The 18,316-nt window shown below is 63.1% G+C and carries 17 protein-coding genes; 9 read left to right on the plus strand and 8 right to left on the minus strand.

What is annotated here, in order from left to right:
* Positions 1-9: 9 nt before the first annotated feature.
* Positions 10-1,281, minus strand: coding sequence for an MFS transporter (locus tag P3T23_RS20050; protein ID WP_429317876.1), 1,272 nt, complete (start codon positions 1,279-1,281; stop codon positions 10-12).
* Between the two features lie 149 nt (positions 1,282-1,430).
* A complete protein-coding gene (locus P3T23_RS20055; protein WP_429317877.1) occupies positions 1,431-2,858 on the minus strand; it encodes a PLP-dependent aminotransferase family protein in 1,428 nt (475 codons plus the stop codon).
* A gap of 185 nt (positions 2,859-3,043) precedes the next feature.
* Here P3T23_RS20055 and P3T23_RS20060 point away from each other — a divergent pair, with 185 nt between their 5' ends.
* The 6 genes from P3T23_RS20060 to P3T23_RS20085 all read left to right on the plus strand — a co-directional run bounded on the left by P3T23_RS20060 (position 3,044) and on the right by P3T23_RS20085 (position 8,395).
* Positions 3,044-4,183, plus strand: coding sequence for a mandelate racemase/muconate lactonizing enzyme family protein (locus tag P3T23_RS20060; RefSeq protein ID WP_429317878.1), 1,140 nt, complete (start codon positions 3,044-3,046; stop codon positions 4,181-4,183).
* Between the two features lie 56 nt (positions 4,184-4,239).
* Positions 4,240-5,280: an ABC transporter substrate-binding protein gene (locus P3T23_RS20065; protein ID WP_429317879.1), complete on the plus strand. Its 1,041-nt coding sequence runs from the start codon at positions 4,240-4,242 to the stop codon at positions 5,278-5,280.
* 78 nt (positions 5,281-5,358) lie between these two features.
* Complete coding sequence (locus P3T23_RS20070; RefSeq protein WP_429317880.1) at positions 5,359-6,333, plus strand: ABC transporter permease; 975 nt, start codon at positions 5,359-5,361, stop codon at positions 6,331-6,333.
* A gap of 13 nt (positions 6,334-6,346) precedes the next feature.
* The gene (locus tag P3T23_RS20075; RefSeq protein ID WP_429317881.1) at positions 6,347-7,168 is read left to right on the plus strand and encodes a quaternary amine ABC transporter ATP-binding protein; all 822 of its coding nucleotides are present in this window, start codon (positions 6,347-6,349) and stop codon (positions 7,166-7,168) included.
* Positions 7,169-7,300: 132 nt separating this feature from the next.
* Positions 7,301-8,005 (plus strand): pseudouridine synthase, encoded by a 705-nt coding sequence (locus tag P3T23_RS20080; RefSeq protein WP_429317971.1) that lies wholly within the window; start codon positions 7,301-7,303, stop codon positions 8,003-8,005.
* 201 nt (positions 8,006-8,206) lie between these two features.
* Positions 8,207-8,395, plus strand: a complete 189-nt coding sequence (locus P3T23_RS20085; RefSeq protein WP_429317882.1) for a hypothetical protein — start codon at positions 8,207-8,209, stop codon at positions 8,393-8,395.
* A gap of 29 nt (positions 8,396-8,424) precedes the next feature.
* On the opposite strand, the gene P3T23_RS20090 is transcribed toward P3T23_RS20085, so the two are convergent.
* Positions 8,425-9,465 (minus strand): NAD-dependent epimerase/dehydratase family protein, encoded by a 1,041-nt coding sequence (locus P3T23_RS20090; protein ID WP_429317883.1) that lies wholly within the window; start codon positions 9,463-9,465, stop codon positions 8,425-8,427.
* An 80-nt stretch (positions 9,466-9,545) separates the two neighbouring features.
* On the opposite strand from P3T23_RS20090, the gene P3T23_RS20095 reads away from it, so the two are divergent.
* The 3 genes from P3T23_RS20095 (at position 9,546) to P3T23_RS20105 (ending at position 12,564) form a co-directional block, all read left to right on the plus strand.
* Positions 9,546-10,577, plus strand: coding sequence for a CDP-6-deoxy-delta-3,4-glucoseen reductase (locus P3T23_RS20095; protein WP_429317884.1), 1,032 nt, complete (start codon positions 9,546-9,548; stop codon positions 10,575-10,577).
* Positions 10,578-10,875: 298 nt separating this feature from the next.
* The gene (locus tag P3T23_RS20100; protein WP_429317885.1) at positions 10,876-12,060 is read left to right on the plus strand and encodes an acetylornithine transaminase; all 1,185 of its coding nucleotides are present in this window, start codon (positions 10,876-10,878) and stop codon (positions 12,058-12,060) included.
* Between the two features lie 18 nt (positions 12,061-12,078).
* Positions 12,079-12,564, plus strand: a complete 486-nt coding sequence (locus P3T23_RS20105; RefSeq protein WP_429317886.1) for a GNAT family acetyltransferase — start codon at positions 12,079-12,081, stop codon at positions 12,562-12,564.
* Positions 12,565-12,678: 114 nt separating this feature from the next.
* Here P3T23_RS20105 and P3T23_RS20110 read toward each other — a convergent pair whose 3' ends face one another.
* The 5 genes from P3T23_RS20110 to P3T23_RS20130 form a co-directional block, all read right to left on the minus strand.
* Positions 12,679-13,395, minus strand: coding sequence for an ABC transporter ATP-binding protein (locus tag P3T23_RS20110; RefSeq protein WP_133661974.1), 717 nt, complete (start codon positions 13,393-13,395; stop codon positions 12,679-12,681).
* The gene (locus tag P3T23_RS20115) at positions 13,395-14,171 is read right to left on the minus strand and encodes an ABC transporter ATP-binding protein (protein ID WP_429317887.1); all 777 of its coding nucleotides are present in this window, start codon (positions 14,169-14,171) and stop codon (positions 13,395-13,397) included. The genes P3T23_RS20110 and P3T23_RS20115 overlap by 1 nt, the downstream gene beginning before the upstream one ends.
* A 154-nt stretch (positions 14,172-14,325) precedes the next feature.
* The gene (locus P3T23_RS20120) at positions 14,326-15,495 is read right to left on the minus strand and encodes an ABC transporter permease subunit (protein ID WP_429317888.1); all 1,170 of its coding nucleotides are present in this window, start codon (positions 15,493-15,495) and stop codon (positions 14,326-14,328) included.
* A 24-nt stretch (positions 15,496-15,519) separates the two neighbouring features.
* Positions 15,520-16,470: a branched-chain amino acid ABC transporter permease gene (locus P3T23_RS20125; RefSeq protein WP_429317889.1), complete on the minus strand. Its 951-nt coding sequence runs from the start codon at positions 16,468-16,470 to the stop codon at positions 15,520-15,522.
* 228 nt (positions 16,471-16,698) lie between these two features.
* Entirely contained in the window at positions 16,699-17,898 is a 1,200-nt protein-coding gene (locus P3T23_RS20130) for a branched-chain amino acid ABC transporter substrate-binding protein (protein ID WP_429317890.1), read from the minus strand.
* Positions 17,899-18,316 lie beyond the last annotated feature (418 nt).

An 18,316-nucleotide genomic window follows, 5' to 3' on the forward strand; every position in this document is an offset into this window, starting at 1 on the left:
ACGAATCTGCTACAGCGCGCCGACGCCGTCGGGAATTTCGGCAAGACGCGCGGCCGGCGACATCACGATGATCCACGCCTGCACGGCGAACCCGCAGGCGGCGGCGATGAGACAGGCATCCATCCCCAGATGCCCGCTGATCAGCGCGCCCAGCAGCGCGCCCAGCGGCCGTGCGCCGAACGTCGCGGTGCTGTTGATCGCGGACACGCGCCCTATCATGCCGGCGGGCGTGATCGCCTGACGCAGCGTCGTCGAACCCACCACCCACAGGATCGGACCGGCACCCAGCAGGAAGAAGCTCACGAGCGCGAGCCAGAACGACGGCACAAGAATCGTCGCGGCCATCACCAGCGACGCGAGCAGTCCGCAGAACGGCCCGATTGTCAGCAAGCGGCCGAATGTGAGGCGACGCGCGATCGAAGGCGCAGCGAGCGCGCCGCACACCATGCCGGCACCGTAAGCGCCAAGTGTCACGCCCACCGCCGAGGCGGAGAGCCCCAGACGATGCACGGCATACGGCACGTAGACAGCCTGCAAGATGAAGAAGCCGATATTGAAGAAGACGGCGGTAGCGAGCATCGGCCGCAGCAACGCGTCACCCAGCACGAAGCGCGTGCCTTCGCGCAATTCGGGGAGAAACCGGCGCTGACCGGCAACCGCACGAGGCGCTTCGCGCACGCCGGCGAGCAGGACAACCGCCAGCGCCGACAACGCGGCTGCACAGCCGTACGCCCAGCCCGCGCCGATCCAGCCCACCAGCAGTCCGCCGAGCGCCGGCCCCGCCGAGTAGGCGACGCTGCGCGCCAGTTCGATGCGTCCGTTGGCAGCGGGCAGAAGTTCGCGCGGCACCAGCGATGGCACAAGTGCAGGTGCCGCGACGCCGTACGCGACCGTGCCGGTCGCCGCGAGAAACCCCAGCATCGCAAGCGACGGCAGCGACAGCGCATGCGTCGCCACGAGCAGCAGCACGCCAAGCATCGCCGCCACCCGCACACCCTCGGCAACCGTCATCAGCGTGCGGCGCGAGCGACGGTCGGCCCAGACGCCCAGCGGTATCGATAGCAGCAGGAACGGCAGCGTCTGCGCCGTTTGCAGGAAACCGGCATCGCGCGCACTCGCGTGGAGTGCAAAAACGGCGACGAGCGGTGCGGCCGCGAGACTGATCTGCTCGGCGGACTGGGCAACCAGGTTGGACCACGCAAGCCGCTGAAACGCGGCCGGCAGTTGAGTGCTAAAGCGGAACCACGAGCGGAACTGTGAACGCAGGTGTGCGGATGGCATCGGGTGACCTCCTGAGACGATGAAGTCATCGTCACCGCATCGGTCAGCCGTGGCGCTCCGGTTTTTGCTCAGTTATTCGCCGCGATGTTCCGCTCGCATCGTGTGCGTCGCCGGAACATTCAACGGTCACGTACGTCCAGTGGGCAAGATCAGGGCGCGTACGAAGAAGCCATGCCGCTTTCCAGCCCATGCTCGAGGGTGGTACGAATGATCGTCAGGGCTCTTGTCAGCGCGGCCCTCGACGACGCCCCGGTCATGCAGATGCGGATCGCGTGAGGCGCGGCGTTGCGGCCGATCACGAAGCTGTCGGCGGTTTTGACGAGCACGCCTTCCTGACGCAGTGCGGCCGCAAATTCGGTCGCCCGCCAGGGCTCCGGCAGGGGCAGCCACAGATGCGAGCTTGCGTCCGCGTGCCGGTACGGCACGTCCGCCAGCACCTCGCGCGCGATTTCATGCTGCGACTCGATATGCGCGCGTTGCAGCCCGTTCAGCCGCTCCATCTCGCCGTTTTCGATCCAGCGGGAGACGACCTCCGCCATCAACGGCGCGGTCATCCAGCAGTCGCTGCGAATCACCGCGGCGATCTTCGAGCACCACGCGCTCGGCGCCTGCAGATAGCCGACGCGCAAACCCGGCGCCACCGACTTCGAGAGCCCCGCAATCAGGAATGACTGCTCTGGCAAACGCACCGACAGCGGTTCGGGCGGCACGTCCATCAGCATCGCCGGCACGAGGTCTTCGATCAGCAGCACACCGTGGCGCTGCAGGATCTGCGCGACCGCGTCGCGCCGCTCAGTCGACATCGTCGCCGTGGTCGGGTTGTGGATCGTCGGCAGGCAGAAGACGGCGCGCGGGTGCAGCGACTTGCATGCGAGTTCGAGCGCGGCCGGGACGAGCCCTTCATGGTCGATCTCGACGCCGACCAGATGCAGCCGCAACTGCCGCGCGAGCGCGATGATGCCTGGATAGCTGACGGCTTCGGCGAGCACCGTGTCGCCGGGCCGCGCGACGGCGCGCAGCACCGACGCCAGCGCGTGCTGCGCGCCCTGCGTGACAAGCACACGCGTCGCGCTCGCCGGCGCGCCCGCCCGCGCGAGCCACGCCGCCCCGGCCAGACGATGCCGCATCGAACCGGCCTCGGGCGCGTATTGCAGCAGGGTCGCCGTGAGCTGCTCGTCACTGGCGATATCGCGCAGCGTCGCCGACAGCGAAGCGGCTTCTTCAGTCGATTGCGGCACGTTCTGACCGAGGTCGATCAGCGTGGACGCCGCCTGCATGCCGGAACGCACCGCGGCCTGCGATGCGCCCGACGACAGCTCACGCGCACGGGCCTGCGAGACGTACGTGCCGTCGCCAACCCGAGCGTTGGCGAGCCCCTGCCGTTCGAGTTCGGCATAGGCGCGGCTGATCGTGCCGGTCGTCACGTGCAGTTCGCTCGCGAGCGACCGGTGCGGCGGCAGTTTTTCGCCCGCCGGCAGCTGGCCGTTCAGGATGGCCTGCGCGAACGCGCGTGCAATTACCTGATATTTGGGGTCACTGCCCGCCTCGATTCTGGGCAGCCATGCATTGAGCGCCATGGTCCGGCGGTCTCCTTGAAGGTGTCATTGTCATTATGGGCAACCATTACACGAAAATTGCACGCAGTCATTTACTTTAATTGAAGCGATTGAGTTGCTCGTTTGCTCTCAATAGGATGCAGTCATTGTCTTTCAATGGTGCCGTCCCGTTTGCGGCACTGCGGCACCGCCTCAGGAGCATCTGAATGAGTCGTGAAGCAACCCGCATCGCCCGGATCGACGTAACGCACCACCAGCTGGAGCTCGACCCGCCTTTCCCGGCGTCGTGGGATAGCCAGCCGCGCCGCAAATTTCCCGCGACGATCGTGCGGGTGACCGACGACGCCGGCCACGTCGGCATCGGCTCCGGCGACGCGATGTACGGCTTTGCCGACTACCAGCACCTCTTCATCGGCACCGACCCGCTCGACCTCGCGCGGCACAGCGCGGTGCTCGACAACATCGGTTTTCACGCGGGCCGTCCCTGGCCGCTCGATATCGCGCTGTGGGATCTGGCCGGCAAGATTCGCGGCGAACCTTGCTGGAAGCTTGCAGGCGGTCGCAACCGCCGCGTGCGCGCCTACGCGTCGAGCGGTGTGCATCGCCACCCGGACGAGATGGCGAAGATGGCGCTGCACGTCGCGTCGCGCGGCTTTCCGGCGTTGAAGATCCGCTTCGGCCGCACGAGCCTGGATGAAGATTTCGCCGCGCTCGCCGCCGTGCGGGCGGCGGTGGGCAACCGGCTGGAACTGATGGTGGACTGCAACCAGGGCTGGCGCATGCCGTGGGATACCGCCGCGCCATGGACCTTCGCCGAGGCGCTCAATGTCGCCCGTGAGCTGGAAAGGCACAACGTCTACTGGATGGAAGAGCCGCTCTATCGCGGCGACTACGAAGGCTATGCGAAGCTGCGCCGCGCAACGTCGCTGCGCATCGCCGGCGGCGAACTGACGCGCGAGCGATATGAGTTCGACGAGTTGCTGGAGCGCGAATGTCTTGATGTGTTCCAGCCGGACGTCGCGTGCACGCTCGGCATGGAAGGGCTGCGGCGGCTCGCCGAGGCCGTCGAGACCCGTGGCAAGGTCTTCACGCCGCACACGTGGGGCAACGGCATCGGTCTCGCGGCGAACCTGCACCTGACGGCGGGCGCAGCGTCCGCGCGGTTCATCGAGTTTCCGTACGACCCGCCGGAATGGTCGATCGAGCGGCGCGATTTCATGCTGAAACACCCGATCGACATCGACAGCGAGGGCTGGCTGAATCTGTCCGACGCGCCGGGCCTCGGCCTCACGATTGACGAGACCGCACTGGAAGCAACACGGGGAGCGCTCAGCACCTATACCTGAACCGTCCCGCATAGACGAACGCACAAACAAACTAAATCCATAAACAGGAGACAGGCATGAAGATCAAACCATGGATGCGCGCGGCCTGCGTCGCATTCGCCACGGCGTCGATATGGCCGGTTGCCGCGCATGCGGGCAGTTGGTGTTCGAGCGGCAAGCCGGTGCATTTCGCCGGCGTAACGTGGGAGAGCGGTTCATTCACGTCGGAAGTGCTGCGCTTCATCACGGAGAAGGGCTACGGCTGCACCACCGATAGCGTGCCGGGCAGCACCGCGGCGACCGAAACCGCGCTGTCGCGCAACGATCTCCAGGTCTGGTCAGAGCAATGGACCGGCCGCTCGGAGATCATCGCGAAAGCGGTCGCCGACAATCACGTGAAGCTGATCGGCGACACGCTGCCGGGCGGGACGAATGAAGGGTGGTTTGTACCCGAGTATGTGGTCAAAGGCGATGCGAAGCGCAACATCAAGCCGCTCGCCCCGAGCCTGACGTCAGTCGCCGACCTGCCGAAGTACAAGGACGTGTTTCAGGACGATGAGGAACCGGGCAAGGGCCGCTTCCTGAACTGTCCGTCCGGCTGGGATTGCGAGCGCGTGAACCGCCGCCTGCTGACGGTGCTGAAGCTCGACGATACCTACACCGACTTCCGCCCGGGCACGGGCGCGGCGCTCGACGCGGCGATTGCATCGGCGTACGAGCGCGGCAAGCCGATCCTGTTCTACTACTGGGAGCCGGCCGCATTGATGGCGAAGTACAAATTCGTGCAGCTAAAGATGCCCCCGTTCGACCAGAAGTGCTGGGAGACGCTGCGCGCGGATAACAGCGCTTCGCAGTGCGCGTCGTCGTATCTGGTCTCGCATCTGAAGGTCGGCGTATCGACGCCGTTCTACCAGGCCGAGCCGGAACTGATGACGACGTATTCGAAAATCAGCTTCCCGATGGACTTTCTGAACAAGACCATCCTCGAGATGACGACGAAGAAGATCGACGGTCCGACGATGGCGAAGCAGTTCCTGCGCGATCACCCTGAGATGTGGAAGGCATGGGTGCCGAACGACGTCGCACAGAAGGTGCAAGCCGCGCTGGCAGGCGCCTGATCCGTCGACGTAACGACGCTTTGCGCGTCGACGGATGGCGCTGCCCGCCGTCCGTTCGCGCGCCCCGGAGGGCTCATCATGAATTCAATCTTCTTCCATCTTTCGATCGCCGACTGGGTGAACGATCACGTGCAATCGTTCGTCGCCAGTTACGGTGACAGCTTTCACGATTTCAGCACCGCCTTGCTGCGCTATGTGCTCGTGCCGCTCGAAGGCGCGCTGCGTGCAATGCCCGCGTGGCTCATCCTGCTCGCCGTCGGCGCGATCACCTGGAACGCGACGCGGCGTCTCGGCATCGCGGGCTTTTTCGTGCTGCTGCTTTACGCAATCGGCTGCTTCGGGCTGTGGGACAAGCTGATGCAAACGCTCGCGCTGATGCTGGTCGCGACGGTGCTGTCGGTGATGCTCGGTGTGCCGCTTGGCATTCTCACATCGCGCAGCGCGTGGCTGCGGCGCATCCTGCTGCCGGTGCTCGACATCATGCAGACGCTGCCGAGCTTCGTGTACCTGATCCCGGTGCTCATGCTGTTCGGTCTCGGCAAGGTGCCCGCGATTCTCGCGACGATCATCTATGCGCTGCCGCCGCTCATCCGTCTGACCGATCTCGGCATCCGCTATGTCGACGCCGATGTGGTCGAAGCGGCGCGCGCGTTCGGCACGACCCGCTGGCAGTTGCTTGTCAATGTGCAATTGCCGCTCGCACGTCCGAGCATCATGGCGGGTATCAACCAGACGACGATGATGGCCCTTTCGATGGTCGTGATCGCGTCGATGATCGGTTCGCGCGGCCTGGGTGAAGACGTGCTTGCGGGCATTCAGACGCTCGACGTCGGCAAGGGGATGCAGGCGGGTATCGCCATCGTGATTCTGGCGATCGTGATCGACCGGATCAGTCAGGGCTATGGTCAGGATCGGCGCCAACGCCGGCTGATCGCGCAGAAGCGCAAGGCGAAGGCAGCCTCGCGCGTGCCTTATCGGACCGGTCGCACGGAACGCGCGGATGACGCCGCGGGCGATACGCAAAGCGGCCTCGAAACCCGCGCGGCGAAGTAATCAGGAGCACGACATGGCAGCGATAGAAGTTAAACACGTCTACAAGCTCTTCGGTCACGAAGCCGGCCACGCGCGTGTGCTCGACCTGTTGAGAAGCGGGCAATCCAAGGCCGAAGTGCTGGCGCAAACCGGCTGCAACGTCGGCCTGAACGACGTCAGTCTCAGCATCGGCTCCGGCGAGATCTACGTGATCATGGGGCTGTCGGGCTCGGGCAAGTCGACGCTCGTGCGGCACTTCAACCGGCTGATCGAACCGACGGCGGGCGAGATCGTGATCGACGGCTCCGACGTCATCAAACTCGACCCGCGCGGCCTGCGCGAACTGCGGCGCTACAAGATCAGCATGGTGTTCCAGAACTTCGGTCTGCTGCCGCATCAGACCGTGCTGGACAACACCGCTTACGCGCTGCGCACGCGCGGCGAGAGCAAGGCCGAAGCGTATGAGAAGGCGCGCAGCTGGCTCGGCAAGGTCGGACTCGACGGTTACGGCGAGCACTATCCCGACGAACTGTCGGGCGGGATGCGGCAGCGCGTTGGCCTCGCGCGCGCGCTGGCCGCCGATACCGATGTGTTGTTGATGGACGAAGCGTTCTCGGCACTCGATCCGCTGATCCGCACGGAAATGCAGGATCAGTTGCTGCAACTGCAGGCGACGCTCAACAAGACGATCGTGTTCATCACGCACGATCTCGACGAGGCGTTGCGGATCGGCAACCGCATTGCGATCCTGCGCGACGGCACCCTGGTGCAGGAAGGCACGCCGAACGAAATCCTCACGAAGCCAGCCGACGACTATGTGCGGCGCTTCGTCGAACGGCGTGCGGGCGTGCATTGAATTGATGCGACGTTCGTATCGTTGAGCCGGGAGCGGCCGGTCGGCTGATGCCGCACGCCGGGTAGAATGCACGCGATGCGATGGACCAAGGTCCATCGCATGCATTTCACCCTGCCGCTCACCTGCTCTTCAATGAATCTCGAACGCGTTCTCTTCTCCCAGGGTTTCGGTTCACGGCGCCAATGCCGCGCACTCGTTGCGGACGGTCGCGTGACGATCGAAGGATCCGTCTGCACCGACCCCGACGCCGACTTCGATCCCGGGACGCTGACGTTCGTCATCGACGGTGCGGCCTGGCGCTATCGCGAGCACGCCTACATTCTGCTCAACAAGCCCGCTGGCTACGAATGCTCGCGCGAGCCACAGCATCATCTGAGCGTCTTCAATCTGCTCCCGCCGCAGTTCGCGACGCGCGGTGTCCAGTGCGTCGGCCGTCTCGATCAGGACACGACGGGCCTGCTGCTCCTCTCCGACGACGGCCAGTTCGTCCACGCCTTCACGTCGCCGAAGCGCAAGGTGCCCAAGGTATATCTTGCGACCACCCGCCATCCGCTCGACGATGTGCAACTCGACGCGTTACGCGGCGGCGTGCTGTTGCACGGCGAACCGAAGCCGATCGCTGCGGTCGCGGCGCACGCGCGCAGCGATCACGCCCTCGAACTGACGGTACTCGAAGGCAAATATCATCAGGTGAAACGGATGGTCGCGGCAGCGGGCAACCGCGTGGAGGCCTTGCATCGCGAACGGATCGGCGGCTTCGCGCTACCTGCGACGCTTGCCGAAGGCGCCTGGCAATGGCTCGATGAAGCGGATCTTGCCGCATTGCGCACGGGGTAAACACCCAGGCCGGACGGTATGACACCGCCGTGCCCTGTCACTGCAATGCCCCTTTGGCGTCATCGCACCCGCATTGCGTTATATGCCCCACACTCCCGCCGCAAAAGGCGCTCGTGGCGCTGCGCCGCAGCATGCTCTTCCTTACAACTCCCTCTATACTCAATTAAACAAAGATTAAAAAGGGATTGAAGGAGGGGCGCCATGATCATCCATGAGGGTTATGAAATTTCGACCACGATGATTGTGTTCGTATGTGCCGCGGTAGCCGTCATCGCCGGTCTGCTGGTGGTGATGCATATGCGGCATCGATATCACCCGAATCTCATCGGGGTACTGATCGGTGCGCTTCTGTGCTTCCTGCTTCTGGAAGCACTACCGGCCATCACCTGACCGGTCGCAGGCTCGCGGCGAAGCTGATCTTACGGGCCGGGTCGCGTCCAGGGCTTTTTCGAGTTCAGAAAATCAGCGACCGTCGGATACCGCAGACGTACCCCCAGTTCGCGCTTCATCCGCGTGTTGCCGAGACGTCGCGATTCGCGCATGAACGACAGCAGCATCGGTTCGAGTTGCTGCTCAGCCTCGTCGCGCGTGATGCGCGGCGCGCGTGGAAGGCCGTAAGCATCCGCGACGTCATCGAAATATTCACCCATCTTCAGTTCAGTGTCGTCCGACGCGTGAACGACTCGTGACGGTCGGCCATGCGTCGTCATACGCACGAGAATCGCCGCGAGATCGTCGGCGTGGATGTGGCCCGTGTAGACGTCTTGCGCATCGATCAGGGCTGGCGTGCCTCTTTCCAGCCTGCCGAGCGGCAAGCGGTTCGCGGCGTAAATCCCGGGAATCCGCGCAATGGCGGCCGCGACCGAGCCGCGCGCCGTCGCTCGCCGCAACTGCAGTTCGGCCGACACGCGGCGCCTCGCCCGCGCGCTGGCCGGCCGCACCTCGCGGGTTTCGTCGATCCACGCGCCGCCACAGTCGCCGTAGACGCCCGTCGTGCTTGCATAGACGATGCGCAACGGGGCGCGTGAACGGGCGAGCCGGCCATCCCCGTCGGGTACAATGTGGGTTGGTTCGCGTTCCATCCATGCAGCGCGCGCACGACGCAACCGCGCAACCGGCACTACCGGTGTCACGGCGCCGCGTGCAGGCCGGACGCGCGGCGATGTGAGCGCGGCGAGCAGTGCACGGGTGCGGCGGTCGTCTTCGCCGGTCTTTTGTGGCGGCGCCAGATGCAGCACGGTTGGCGCGAGTCCCGCAAGGCGTTTCAGGCTGCGGCGTACATCGAGATCGCCGACGAGCGGCGTGGTGCCCGCGGCGCGCAGTTCGGCGCAGCGCGCGGCCTGAGTCGTCAGGGCAAAAATGTGCGCGCGCGGTCGCAGAAGTTCGACGCAGCGCATGCCGACATCGCCGCAACCGACGATCAGCACGCGCGGCCGGCGCAGGATTCGTGTCGCTTTCATGGTGGACGCATTGTAGCCGTCAAGCGCGGCTTGCACTCGCGGCTTGCACTCATTACCGACTTTTCGTTTTCGATCAACTTATGGCATTTAACGTAACGCTCCGGCAAAGCGGCCGGCAGTTTCAGGTAGAACCCGACGAACCGGTGTTGATCGCGGCCCTGCGCCAGGGCATCGGTCTGCCGTACGGCTGCAAGAATGGCGCGTGCGGTTCATGCAAAGGCACCGTCGTGAGCGGTGAAGTCGAACAGCGCGTGCATTCGTCGTCGGCGTTGTCGAACGATGAGAAAACCCGTGGCATGGCGCTCCTCTGCTGTGCCACGCCCTGCTCCGATCTCGAGATCGATATCCGCGAAGTGGCGGGTGTCGGCGATGTGCAGGTCAAGAAGCTGCCGTGCCGCGTCAACGCAATCGAGCGTAAGGCCGATGATGTTGTCGTGCTGAAACTCCAGTTGCCGGCCAACGAGCGTCTTCAGTATCTCGCCGGCCAGTACCTCGAATTCATCCTGAAAGACGGCAAGCGCCGCAGCTATTCGATGGCGAATGCGCCGCACGCCGAGGGTCCGGTCGAGCTGCACCTTCGTCACATGCCCGGCGGCGTGTTCACCGACCATGTGTTCAATACGATGAAGGAGCGTGACATCCTGCGCTTCGAAGCGCCGCTCGGCACGTTCTTCCTGCGCGAAGATTCGGACAAGCCGATCGTGCTGCTCGCCTCGGGCACCGGGTTTGCGCCGCTGAAGGCGATCGTCGAACACGCCATCTTCAAGAACATCGACCGGCCGATGACGCTTTACTGGGGCGCGCGTCGCAAGAAAGACCTGTACATGCTGGAACTCGCCGAAGAGTGGGCGCGAGATATCCCTAACTTCAAGTTCGTGCCGGTACTGTCCGAGCCGGATGCGAGCGACGCCTGGACCGGCCGCACCGGCTTCGTTCATCGCGCCGTCATCGAAGATCTGCCGGATCTGTCGGGCTATCAGGTGTACGCGTGCGGTGCGCCGGTAATGGTCGAATCGGCCCAGCGCGATTTCAGCGCGCATCACGGGCTGCCGGAAGACGAGTTCTATGCTGACTCGTTCACGAGTGCAGCCGATCTCGCGAACCCCGTCTGATTCGCCGCGCAAGCCCCCGGTGAGCACCGCGGCCAGAAAATTGGCCGCCGGATGCGATTGATGGTTTACACCGGTGTCTGCGTTGTCGTATTCTTTCGCGCATGAACCGCATCCAGTCCGAACTCCGACGTCGCCGCTCGCCGCTCCCTTAGGGGTGCCGCTGGCTTCGTCACGGATTCGCGCCAGACAGGGCGCAAGCTGTTCGAATCATGAAAGCCACGGACCTCCGTGGCTTTTTGTTTTTCCGATCCCCTTTTCAACCCGCACACCCCCACTGCTTCGGATGGAGCCCGCCGCCATGAAATTCAATGAGTACCCCATCGAGTCGCTGATGTACATCACGAACCGGCCTGAAATCGTTTTCACGCACGGCAAAGGCTCGTGGCTCTATGACAACGAAGGCAAGCGATACCTCGACTTCATCCAGGGGTGGGCCGTCAACAGTCTCGGTCATTGCAACGAGGGCATGATCGAAGCGCTCGAGAAGCAGGCGCGCCTGTTGATCAATCCGTCGCCGGCGTTCTATAACGAGCCGATGGCGAAGCTCGCGAACCTCCTTACGCAGCACAGCTGCTTCGACAAGGTCTTCTTCGCGAACAGCGGCGCGGAAGCCAACGAAGGCGCGATCAAGCTCGCGCGCAAGTGGGGCAAGAGGCATAAGAACGGCGCATACGAAATCATCACCTTCGATCACAGCTTCCACGGCCGCACACTCGCAACGATGTCCGCAAGCGGCAAGCCAGGCTGGGACACGATCTATGCACCGCAGGTGCCGGGCTTCCCGAAGGCCGACCTGAACGACATCGCGTCGGTCGAAAGACTGATTACCGGCAAGACGGTCGCGGTGATGCTCGAACCGGTCCAGGGCGAAGGCGGCGTGATTCCGGCGACCCGTGAATTCATGCAGCAACTGCGCGCGCTGACCAAGCAGCACAACCTGCTGCTGATCGTCGATGAAGTGCAGAGCGGCTGCGGCCGTGCCGGCACACTGTTCGCCTACCAGCTGTCGGGCATCGAGCCAGACGTGATGACGCTCGGCAAAGGCATCGGCGGCGGCGTGCCGCTGGCAGCACTGCTCGCGAAGGGCGAGGTCGAAGTGTTCGAAGCGGGCGACCAGGGCGGCACGTACAACGGTAATCCGCTGATGACGGCAGTCGGCCACTCGGTGATTTCGCAGCTCACCGCGCCGGGCTTCCTCGAAGGCGTAGAGGCGCGTGGCGAATATCTGCGCGCGAAGCTGCTCGAACTGTCGGAAGAGCGCGGCTTCCTTGGCGAGCGCGGTGAAGGCCTGTTGCGCGCGCTGCTGCTTGGCAAGGACATCGGCACCCAGATCGTCGAGAAGGCGCGCCTGATGCAACCAGACGGTCTGCTGCTGAACGCAGCGCGCCCGAACCTGCTGCGCTTCATGCCGGCGCTCAATGTGACGAACGAAGAGATCGACCAGATGATGGCGATGCTGCGTTCCATCCTCGATTCGCTCTAAGCACAGCGAGCGCCCACCATGACGACCGCAACGCTGTCGATCCGCCGCTTCGATGCGGCCGATACCGATGCCGTGGTCGCGCTGTGGCAGGAAGCCTTCCCCGAGTATCGGGATGCGACCCGGCCGCAGCGCAATCCGCATCTGTCGATCGCGAACAAGCTCGCGACGCAGCCGGAACTGTTCTTCGTCGCAGAAAACCACGGACGTGTGGTCGGCACGATGATGGCCGGCTATGACGGACATCGCGGCTGGCTGTATTCGCTCGCCGTCGATACGGCCATGCGACGACACGGCATCGGCACGCGTCTCGTCGAGCATGCGGAGGCTGCGCTGACGTCGCTCGGTTGCCCGAAGGTGAACCTGCAGGTGCTGGAGAGCAAGGCCGACGTGCGGGGATTTTACGAAGCCCTCGGGTATCGGACGGATGAAGTCGTCAGTCTCGGGAAGCGTCTCGAACCTGGCACGAATGTGCCGGTCGCGATGAATAGCCAGCCCGCGGGCTAAGCGCCGCGCAATGGGCGCGAAATGATATGAAAAAGGCCGCATGCCTGAAACGCATGCGGCCTTTCTTCTTTGCCGGCCAGTCAGGCCGGCCTGTTTGCCCGCTTATTCACCCCCTTATTCACCGAGGTAAGCCGCGCGCACCTTCGGATCATCGAGCATCTTTTTCGCGTCGCCGGACATCGTCACCAGACCCGAGTCCATCACATAGCCGCGATTCGCTGCCTGCAACGCCAGACGCGCGTTCTGCTCGACCAGCAGCACGGTCATCCCTTCAGCGGAAATCGAGCGCACCACTTCGAAGATCTTCTCGACCATGATCGGCGAAAGACCCATCGACGGCTCATCCAGCAACAGCAGCTTCGGCTTGCTGATGATCGCGCGCGCCATCGCCAGCATCTGCTGTTCGCCGCCCGAGAGCGTGCCCGCGTACTGCGTCGCACGTTCCTTCAGGCGCGGGAAAAAGCCGAACATGCGCTCGACGTCCTTCTTGATGCCGTCGGTGTCGTTGCGCAGGTACGCGCCCATCTGCATGTTCTCGAGAATCGACATACGCGCGAAGATACCCCGGCCTTCCGGCACCATCGCGAGGCCGCGCTTGAGCAGTTCATGCGTCGGCAGCCCCCTGATCGACTGCCCCATGTACTCGATGTCGCCCGCCGAGTAAGGCTTCAGACCCGTGATCGCCTTCATCGTCGTGGTCTTGCCCGCGCCGTTCGCGCCGATCAGCGTGACCAGTTCGCCCTGCGCGACTTCGAGATCGATGCCCTTGACTGCCTGAATGCCGCCGTAGTTGACCTGCAGGCCCTTGATTTTCAACATTGCTGTAGCCATCAGTGAACTCCCGCGCCCAGATAAGCCTCGATCACCTTCGGGTCCTTCTGCACATCCTGCGGCAGACCTTCAGCGATCACCTTGCCGTAATCGAGCACCGTCATGCGGTTGCACAGGTGCATCACCAGTTTCACGTCGTGCTCGATCAGCAGGATCGTCTTGCCGTCGCTGCGGATCTTGTCGAGCAGCTTCGTCAGCTCGACCTTCTCGGTCGCATTCATGCCGGCAGCCGGCTCGTCCAGCGCGAGCAGCTTCGGATCGGTCGCCAGCGCACGGGCGATTTCCAGACGACGCTGGTGACCATACGACAGGTTGCGCGACGTGTAGTCGGCGTACTGCAGCACGCCCACGTATTCGAGCAGCTCCAGCGCGCGTTCCTTGATCTCGCGCTCTTCCTTGCGTTCCGCCGGCGTCTGGAACACCGCGCCGATCAGCCCGTGTTTCGTGCGCACGTGACGGCCGACCATCACGTTTTCCAGCGCAGTCATGCCGCCGAAGAGACGAATGTTCTGGAACGTGCGGGCAATCCCGGCCTTCGCCACCTGGTACACCGCGGTTGGCGTGTAGTTCGTGCCGTCGAGCTTGAACTCGCCCGAATCCGGCGTATACAGACCCGTGATCACGTTGAAGAACGTCGTCTTGCCGGCGCCGTTCGGGCCGATCAGGCCATAGATCGAACCTTCCTCGATCTGCAGGCCAACGTCGGCGAGGGCTTGCAGGCCGCCAAAGCGCTTGTTCACGCCCTTGACGGACAATCGGATTTTCTTGTCGCTCATGTATGTTTCTCCTGTGTCGACCCGAGTTAGCGCTTTAGCGCTTACTCGGGTCCCACGCTTTGCGAGTCGACCAGAGTTGGCGTGTCGACCGGAGTTAGCGCTTCAGCGCTTACTCCGGTCCCATGCTTACTCGGGTCCCATGCTCTGCCCGGCTTTAGGCGCGCGCCGGCTTCTTGCCGGCGCGCTTCGCCAGTTTCGCGATCTTGTCCTCGTGCTTCGGCGACGGCCACAGGCCTTCCGAGCGGTACAGCATGATGACGACCATCGCGAGACCGTACAGCAGCTGACGGATCACTTCGGTATCGACGATTTCGTGGCCGAAGAGCATGTTCTGCAGCGGGCCCATCGTCGAGCGCAGGAATTCCGGGAAAACGGCGAGCAGCACCGCGCCGAGAATCACGCCCGGGATGTGACCCATGCCGCCCAGCACCACGCAGGCCAGCACCACGACCGATTCCCAGAACGTGAACGATTCCGGCGACACGAAGCCCTGGAACGAGCCGAACATCGCGCCCGACAGGCCGCCAAACGACGCGCCCATCGCGAACGCCAGCAGCTTCACGTTACGGGTGTTGATGCCCATCGCCTTGGCGGCTATCTCGTCTTCGCGGATCGCGGCCCATGCGCGGCCGATACGCGAATGCTGCAGACGCGTACAGGTCCAGATCACCAGCAGCGAGCACAGCACGAACAGGTAGTAGTACATGTACACCGACGGAAACGAGAAGCCGAGGAACGAGTGGGTCTGCGCAAGGCTGAAGCCGCCCACCTGCACCGGTGCGATCCCCGTGATCCCCTTCGGCCCGTTCGTGATGTTGACCGGACGGTCGAGGTTGTTGATGAAGATCCGCACGATTTCCCCGAAACCGAGGGTCACGATCGCCAGGTAGTCGCCGCGCAGACGCAGGGTCGGCGCACCGAGCAGGACCCCGAACATCGCCGCGAACGCCATCGCCAGCGGCACGATGATCCAGATCGGCACGTGCAGGCCGGTCGGCGCCAGATGCGCGATCCACTCGAACTGCGTGCTCAGGTGCGGTGAGCTCAGCAGCGCCGCCGTATACGCGCCGATCGCATAGAACGCGATATAGCCCAAATCCAGCAGGCCGGCGAAGCCGACCACCACGTTAAGACCCAGCGCGAGCATCACATACAGCATCGCGAAGTCGAGCACGCGAACCCAATAGTTGCCGCCGGCCGCGCCGATGATCATCGGCGCCGCAATCACGAAGATCGCGGTGAGGATGCCGATGGTCAGCGTCTTCGTGAGGTTCTTCTCGGGGATGAGCGTCGTGGACGGCTCGATCGGTTGAATTGAAGTCATGTCATTTACTCCTTATGGCCCGGATCAAGCCCGATCTGCAACACGTTCGCCCAAGAGGCCCGACGGACGGAACACGAGCACGATGATCAGCACGATGAACGCGAACACGTCCTGATAGTTACTGCCGAACACGCCCCCCGTCAGGTTGCCGATGTAGCCGGCGCCGAGCTGTTCGATGAGACCCAGCAGCACGCCACCCACCATCGCCCCGCCGAGATTGCCGATACCGCCCAGCACCGCTGCGGTAAATGCCTTCAGGCCAGGAATGAAGCCCATGTAGAAGTGTGCATTGCCGTATTCCGACGCGATCATCACGCCCGCCAGCGCAGCCAGTGCGGAACCGATCATGAAGGTCGCGGAAATCACGAAGTTCGGGTTCACGCCCATCAGGCTCGCGACGTTCGGGTTCTCGGCGATCGAACGCATCGCGCGGCCCAGCTTCGTCTTGTGAACCAGCAGCAGCAGACCGCCCATCACGAGGAACGCGACCACGATGATCACGATTTCAGTCATCGATATCACAGCGCCTGGCGTCGTGTCGGTGGCCTTGATCACATTGATCGGATCGGTCGGCAACAATTGCGGGAACGGCAGCGGATTGCGCGACCAGATCATCATCGCCAGCGTCTGCAGCAGGATCGACACCCCGATCGCGGTGATCAGCGGGGCGAGGCGCGGGGCCTTGCGCAGCGGCCGGTAAGCGACCCGTTCAATCGTGTAGCCAACCAGCGAACACACGACAGCGGCGATGATCAGCGCAATGACCAGCGTCAGCACATTGCCGAGGCCGGGAAAGTGGTTCTGCAACACCCCAATGGCTGAGAGCGCAACCATCGCGCCCACCATCAACACATCGCCGTGCGCGAAGTTGATGATGCCCAGAATGCCGTAAACCATCGTATAGCCCAGTGCAATGATGGCGTAGACGCTGCCAAGCACCAGTCCGTTGAGGATCTGCTGGATGAAGATATCCATTTAATGCTCCTTAGCCCGTGCGACTGGATTCGCGCTCGTCATCGGCCGGTTGGCGGGGATGAATCACGGAATCGCAACGGCACTGCGGGTACTGATGTAAAAGACCGGTAAGGGTTATCCGCTTCAGACTGCATGACCGCCGTGTTGCAGCGGCCGGCTCACCGGATGCGGATGCAAAAACGGCACCGTTTGGGTGGTTCGGTGCCGTCAGGCCAGACTATCCCGTCATCACATCTTCACGACGTCGAGGACCGCTTTTTTGCCGTCCTTGAAGTCGTAAAGCGTAATGGCGCCTTCTTTCAAATCACCCTTGTTGTCGAATGCGATGTGGCCAATGACACCGTTGTAATCGGTGGAGGGCATCGCAGCCAGCACCTTGGGCGCGTCGATCGAATTGGCGCGCTTCATTGCATCGACGATCACGTACACAGCGTCATACGTGAACGGCGCGTAAATCTGCACCGGCGTATGGAAACGGTCTTCGTACTTCTTTTCGAAGTCCGCTCCCTTGTCCATCTTCGAAAGCGCAAGTCCCGCTTCTGAACAGACCAGGTTCTGCACGGCGGTTCCCGCCAGCTCCCCTACCTTGTCGGTACATACGCCGTCGCCGCCAAGGATTTTTGCCCTGATACCGAGCGCTGCCGCCTGCTTCGTAAACGGCCCGCCCGTCGCGTCCATCCCGCCGAACATGATGACGTCCGGCTGAACACTCTTGATCTTCGTGAGAATGGCCCGGAAGTCCGTGGCCTTGTCATTCGTCGCCTCGCGCGCGACGATCGTCGCTCCGCTCGCCTCTGCCGTCTTCGCGAACTCGTCGGCGAGCCCCTTGCCGTAGGCGGTCGCATCGTCCACCACGGCGATGCGCTTCGCGTTCAGCGCCTTCGTCGCATAGTTGGCGAGCGCCGGACCCTGCTGCGCATCGGTCGCGACCACGCGGTAGGTCGTCTTGAATCCCTGCTGCGTATACGCGGGATTCGTCGACGACGGCGAGATCTCCACGATGTCCGCATCGCTATATATCTTCGACGCCGGAATCGACACCCCTGAATTCAGGTGCCCGACCACCGCGACGACATGATCATCGACCAGTTTCTGCGCCACTTGCGTCCCCGTTTTGGGATCCGCCCCGTCATCCTGCGCATCGAGTTCCAGTTGTATCCTGTGGCCGTCGATGGTCAGACCCTGTACATTGATTTCTTCGACTGCCAGACGCGCACCGTTCTCATTGTCCTTGCCAAGATGCGCGATCTCGCCCGTCAACGGAGCGGCATGACCGATCTTGACGATAGTCGCGTCGCTTGCCGGCGCCGCCGCAGCGGTCGCTGCCGACGCGCCTGCGCCCGCCTCGCCATCACCTTTCTTGCTGCACGCGGCCAGCAGCGCAACCGCGGCCGCGATGGTCACGGCGTGAGCAAACTTGACTCGCATTCAATAGGTCTCCCGCGCCTTGCAAAATCCAACGTTCGTGGCCCTCAGGCCTTGAGAACGCGCGCATTGTAACTCCAATTATGCGACGGGCAATATTGTTGAACCGGCAGGGTTTTCCTGCATTGCAACCGTATTTTGAGACCAATAGATGAGCGTGGGTGCAACCTGGTTGCGATTGTTTTTCGTGCATCAGTTGCACCAGCTTCGACGCCCCGGGCATCAAGTGTTGCGGGAATCGCGCTTAAGACCCGATTCCACCGTGCTTTGGGCGATTCAATCTGTTTTCTATAATCGGCCGAGCTGATGCACCTAAATGGTGCACTCAATTACAATCAGATTGATATACCGAAAACAAACGGGGCACGATCATAAAAATTACCCCGAATATTTCTCCGGAAAACTCGAAGAAATTTCCGCG

Origin of the sequence: Paraburkholderia sp. GAS448, from assembly GCF_050435685.1 — a bacterium.
GTDB lineage: Bacteria > Pseudomonadota > Gammaproteobacteria > Burkholderiales > Burkholderiaceae > Paraburkholderia.

Coding starts and splice junctions, on each gene's coding strand:
- P3T23_RS20080 (WP_429317971.1), top strand. CDS start 7,301: ATGAATCTCGAACGCGTTCTCTTCTCCCAGGGTTTCGGTTCACGGCGC.
- P3T23_RS20090 (WP_429317883.1), bottom strand. CDS start 9,465: ATGAAAGCGACACGAATCCTGCGCCGGCCGCGCGTGCTGATCGTCGGT.
- P3T23_RS20065 (WP_429317879.1), top strand. CDS start 4,240: ATGAAGATCAAACCATGGATGCGCGCGGCCTGCGTCGCATTCGCCACG.
- P3T23_RS20115 (WP_429317887.1), bottom strand. CDS start 14,171: ATGAGCGACAAGAAAATCCGATTGTCCGTCAAGGGCGTGAACAAGCGC.
- P3T23_RS20095 (WP_429317884.1), top strand. CDS start 9,546: ATGGCATTTAACGTAACGCTCCGGCAAAGCGGCCGGCAGTTTCAGGTA.
- P3T23_RS20125 (WP_429317889.1), bottom strand. CDS start 16,470: ATGGATATCTTCATCCAGCAGATCCTCAACGGACTGGTGCTTGGCAGC.
- P3T23_RS20075 (WP_429317881.1), top strand. CDS start 6,347: ATGGCAGCGATAGAAGTTAAACACGTCTACAAGCTCTTCGGTCACGAA.
- P3T23_RS20060 (WP_429317878.1), top strand. CDS start 3,044: ATGAGTCGTGAAGCAACCCGCATCGCCCGGATCGACGTAACGCACCAC.
- P3T23_RS20130 (WP_429317890.1), bottom strand. CDS start 17,898: ATGCGAGTCAAGTTTGCTCACGCCGTGACCATCGCGGCCGCGGTTGCG.
- P3T23_RS20110 (WP_133661974.1), bottom strand. CDS start 13,395: ATGGCTACAGCAATGTTGAAAATCAAGGGCCTGCAGGTCAACTACGGC.
- P3T23_RS20070 (WP_429317880.1), top strand. CDS start 5,359: ATGAATTCAATCTTCTTCCATCTTTCGATCGCCGACTGGGTGAACGAT.
- P3T23_RS20055 (WP_429317877.1), bottom strand. CDS start 2,858: ATGGCGCTCAATGCATGGCTGCCCAGAATCGAGGCGGGCAGTGACCCC.
- P3T23_RS20085 (WP_429317882.1), top strand. CDS start 8,207: ATGATCATCCATGAGGGTTATGAAATTTCGACCACGATGATTGTGTTC.
- P3T23_RS20105 (WP_429317886.1), top strand. CDS start 12,079: ATGACGACCGCAACGCTGTCGATCCGCCGCTTCGATGCGGCCGATACC.
- P3T23_RS20120 (WP_429317888.1), bottom strand. CDS start 15,495: ATGACTTCAATTCAACCGATCGAGCCGTCCACGACGCTCATCCCCGAG.
- P3T23_RS20050 (WP_429317876.1), bottom strand. CDS start 1,281: ATGCCATCCGCACACCTGCGTTCACAGTTCCGCTCGTGGTTCCGCTTT.
- P3T23_RS20100 (WP_429317885.1), top strand. CDS start 10,876: ATGAAATTCAATGAGTACCCCATCGAGTCGCTGATGTACATCACGAAC.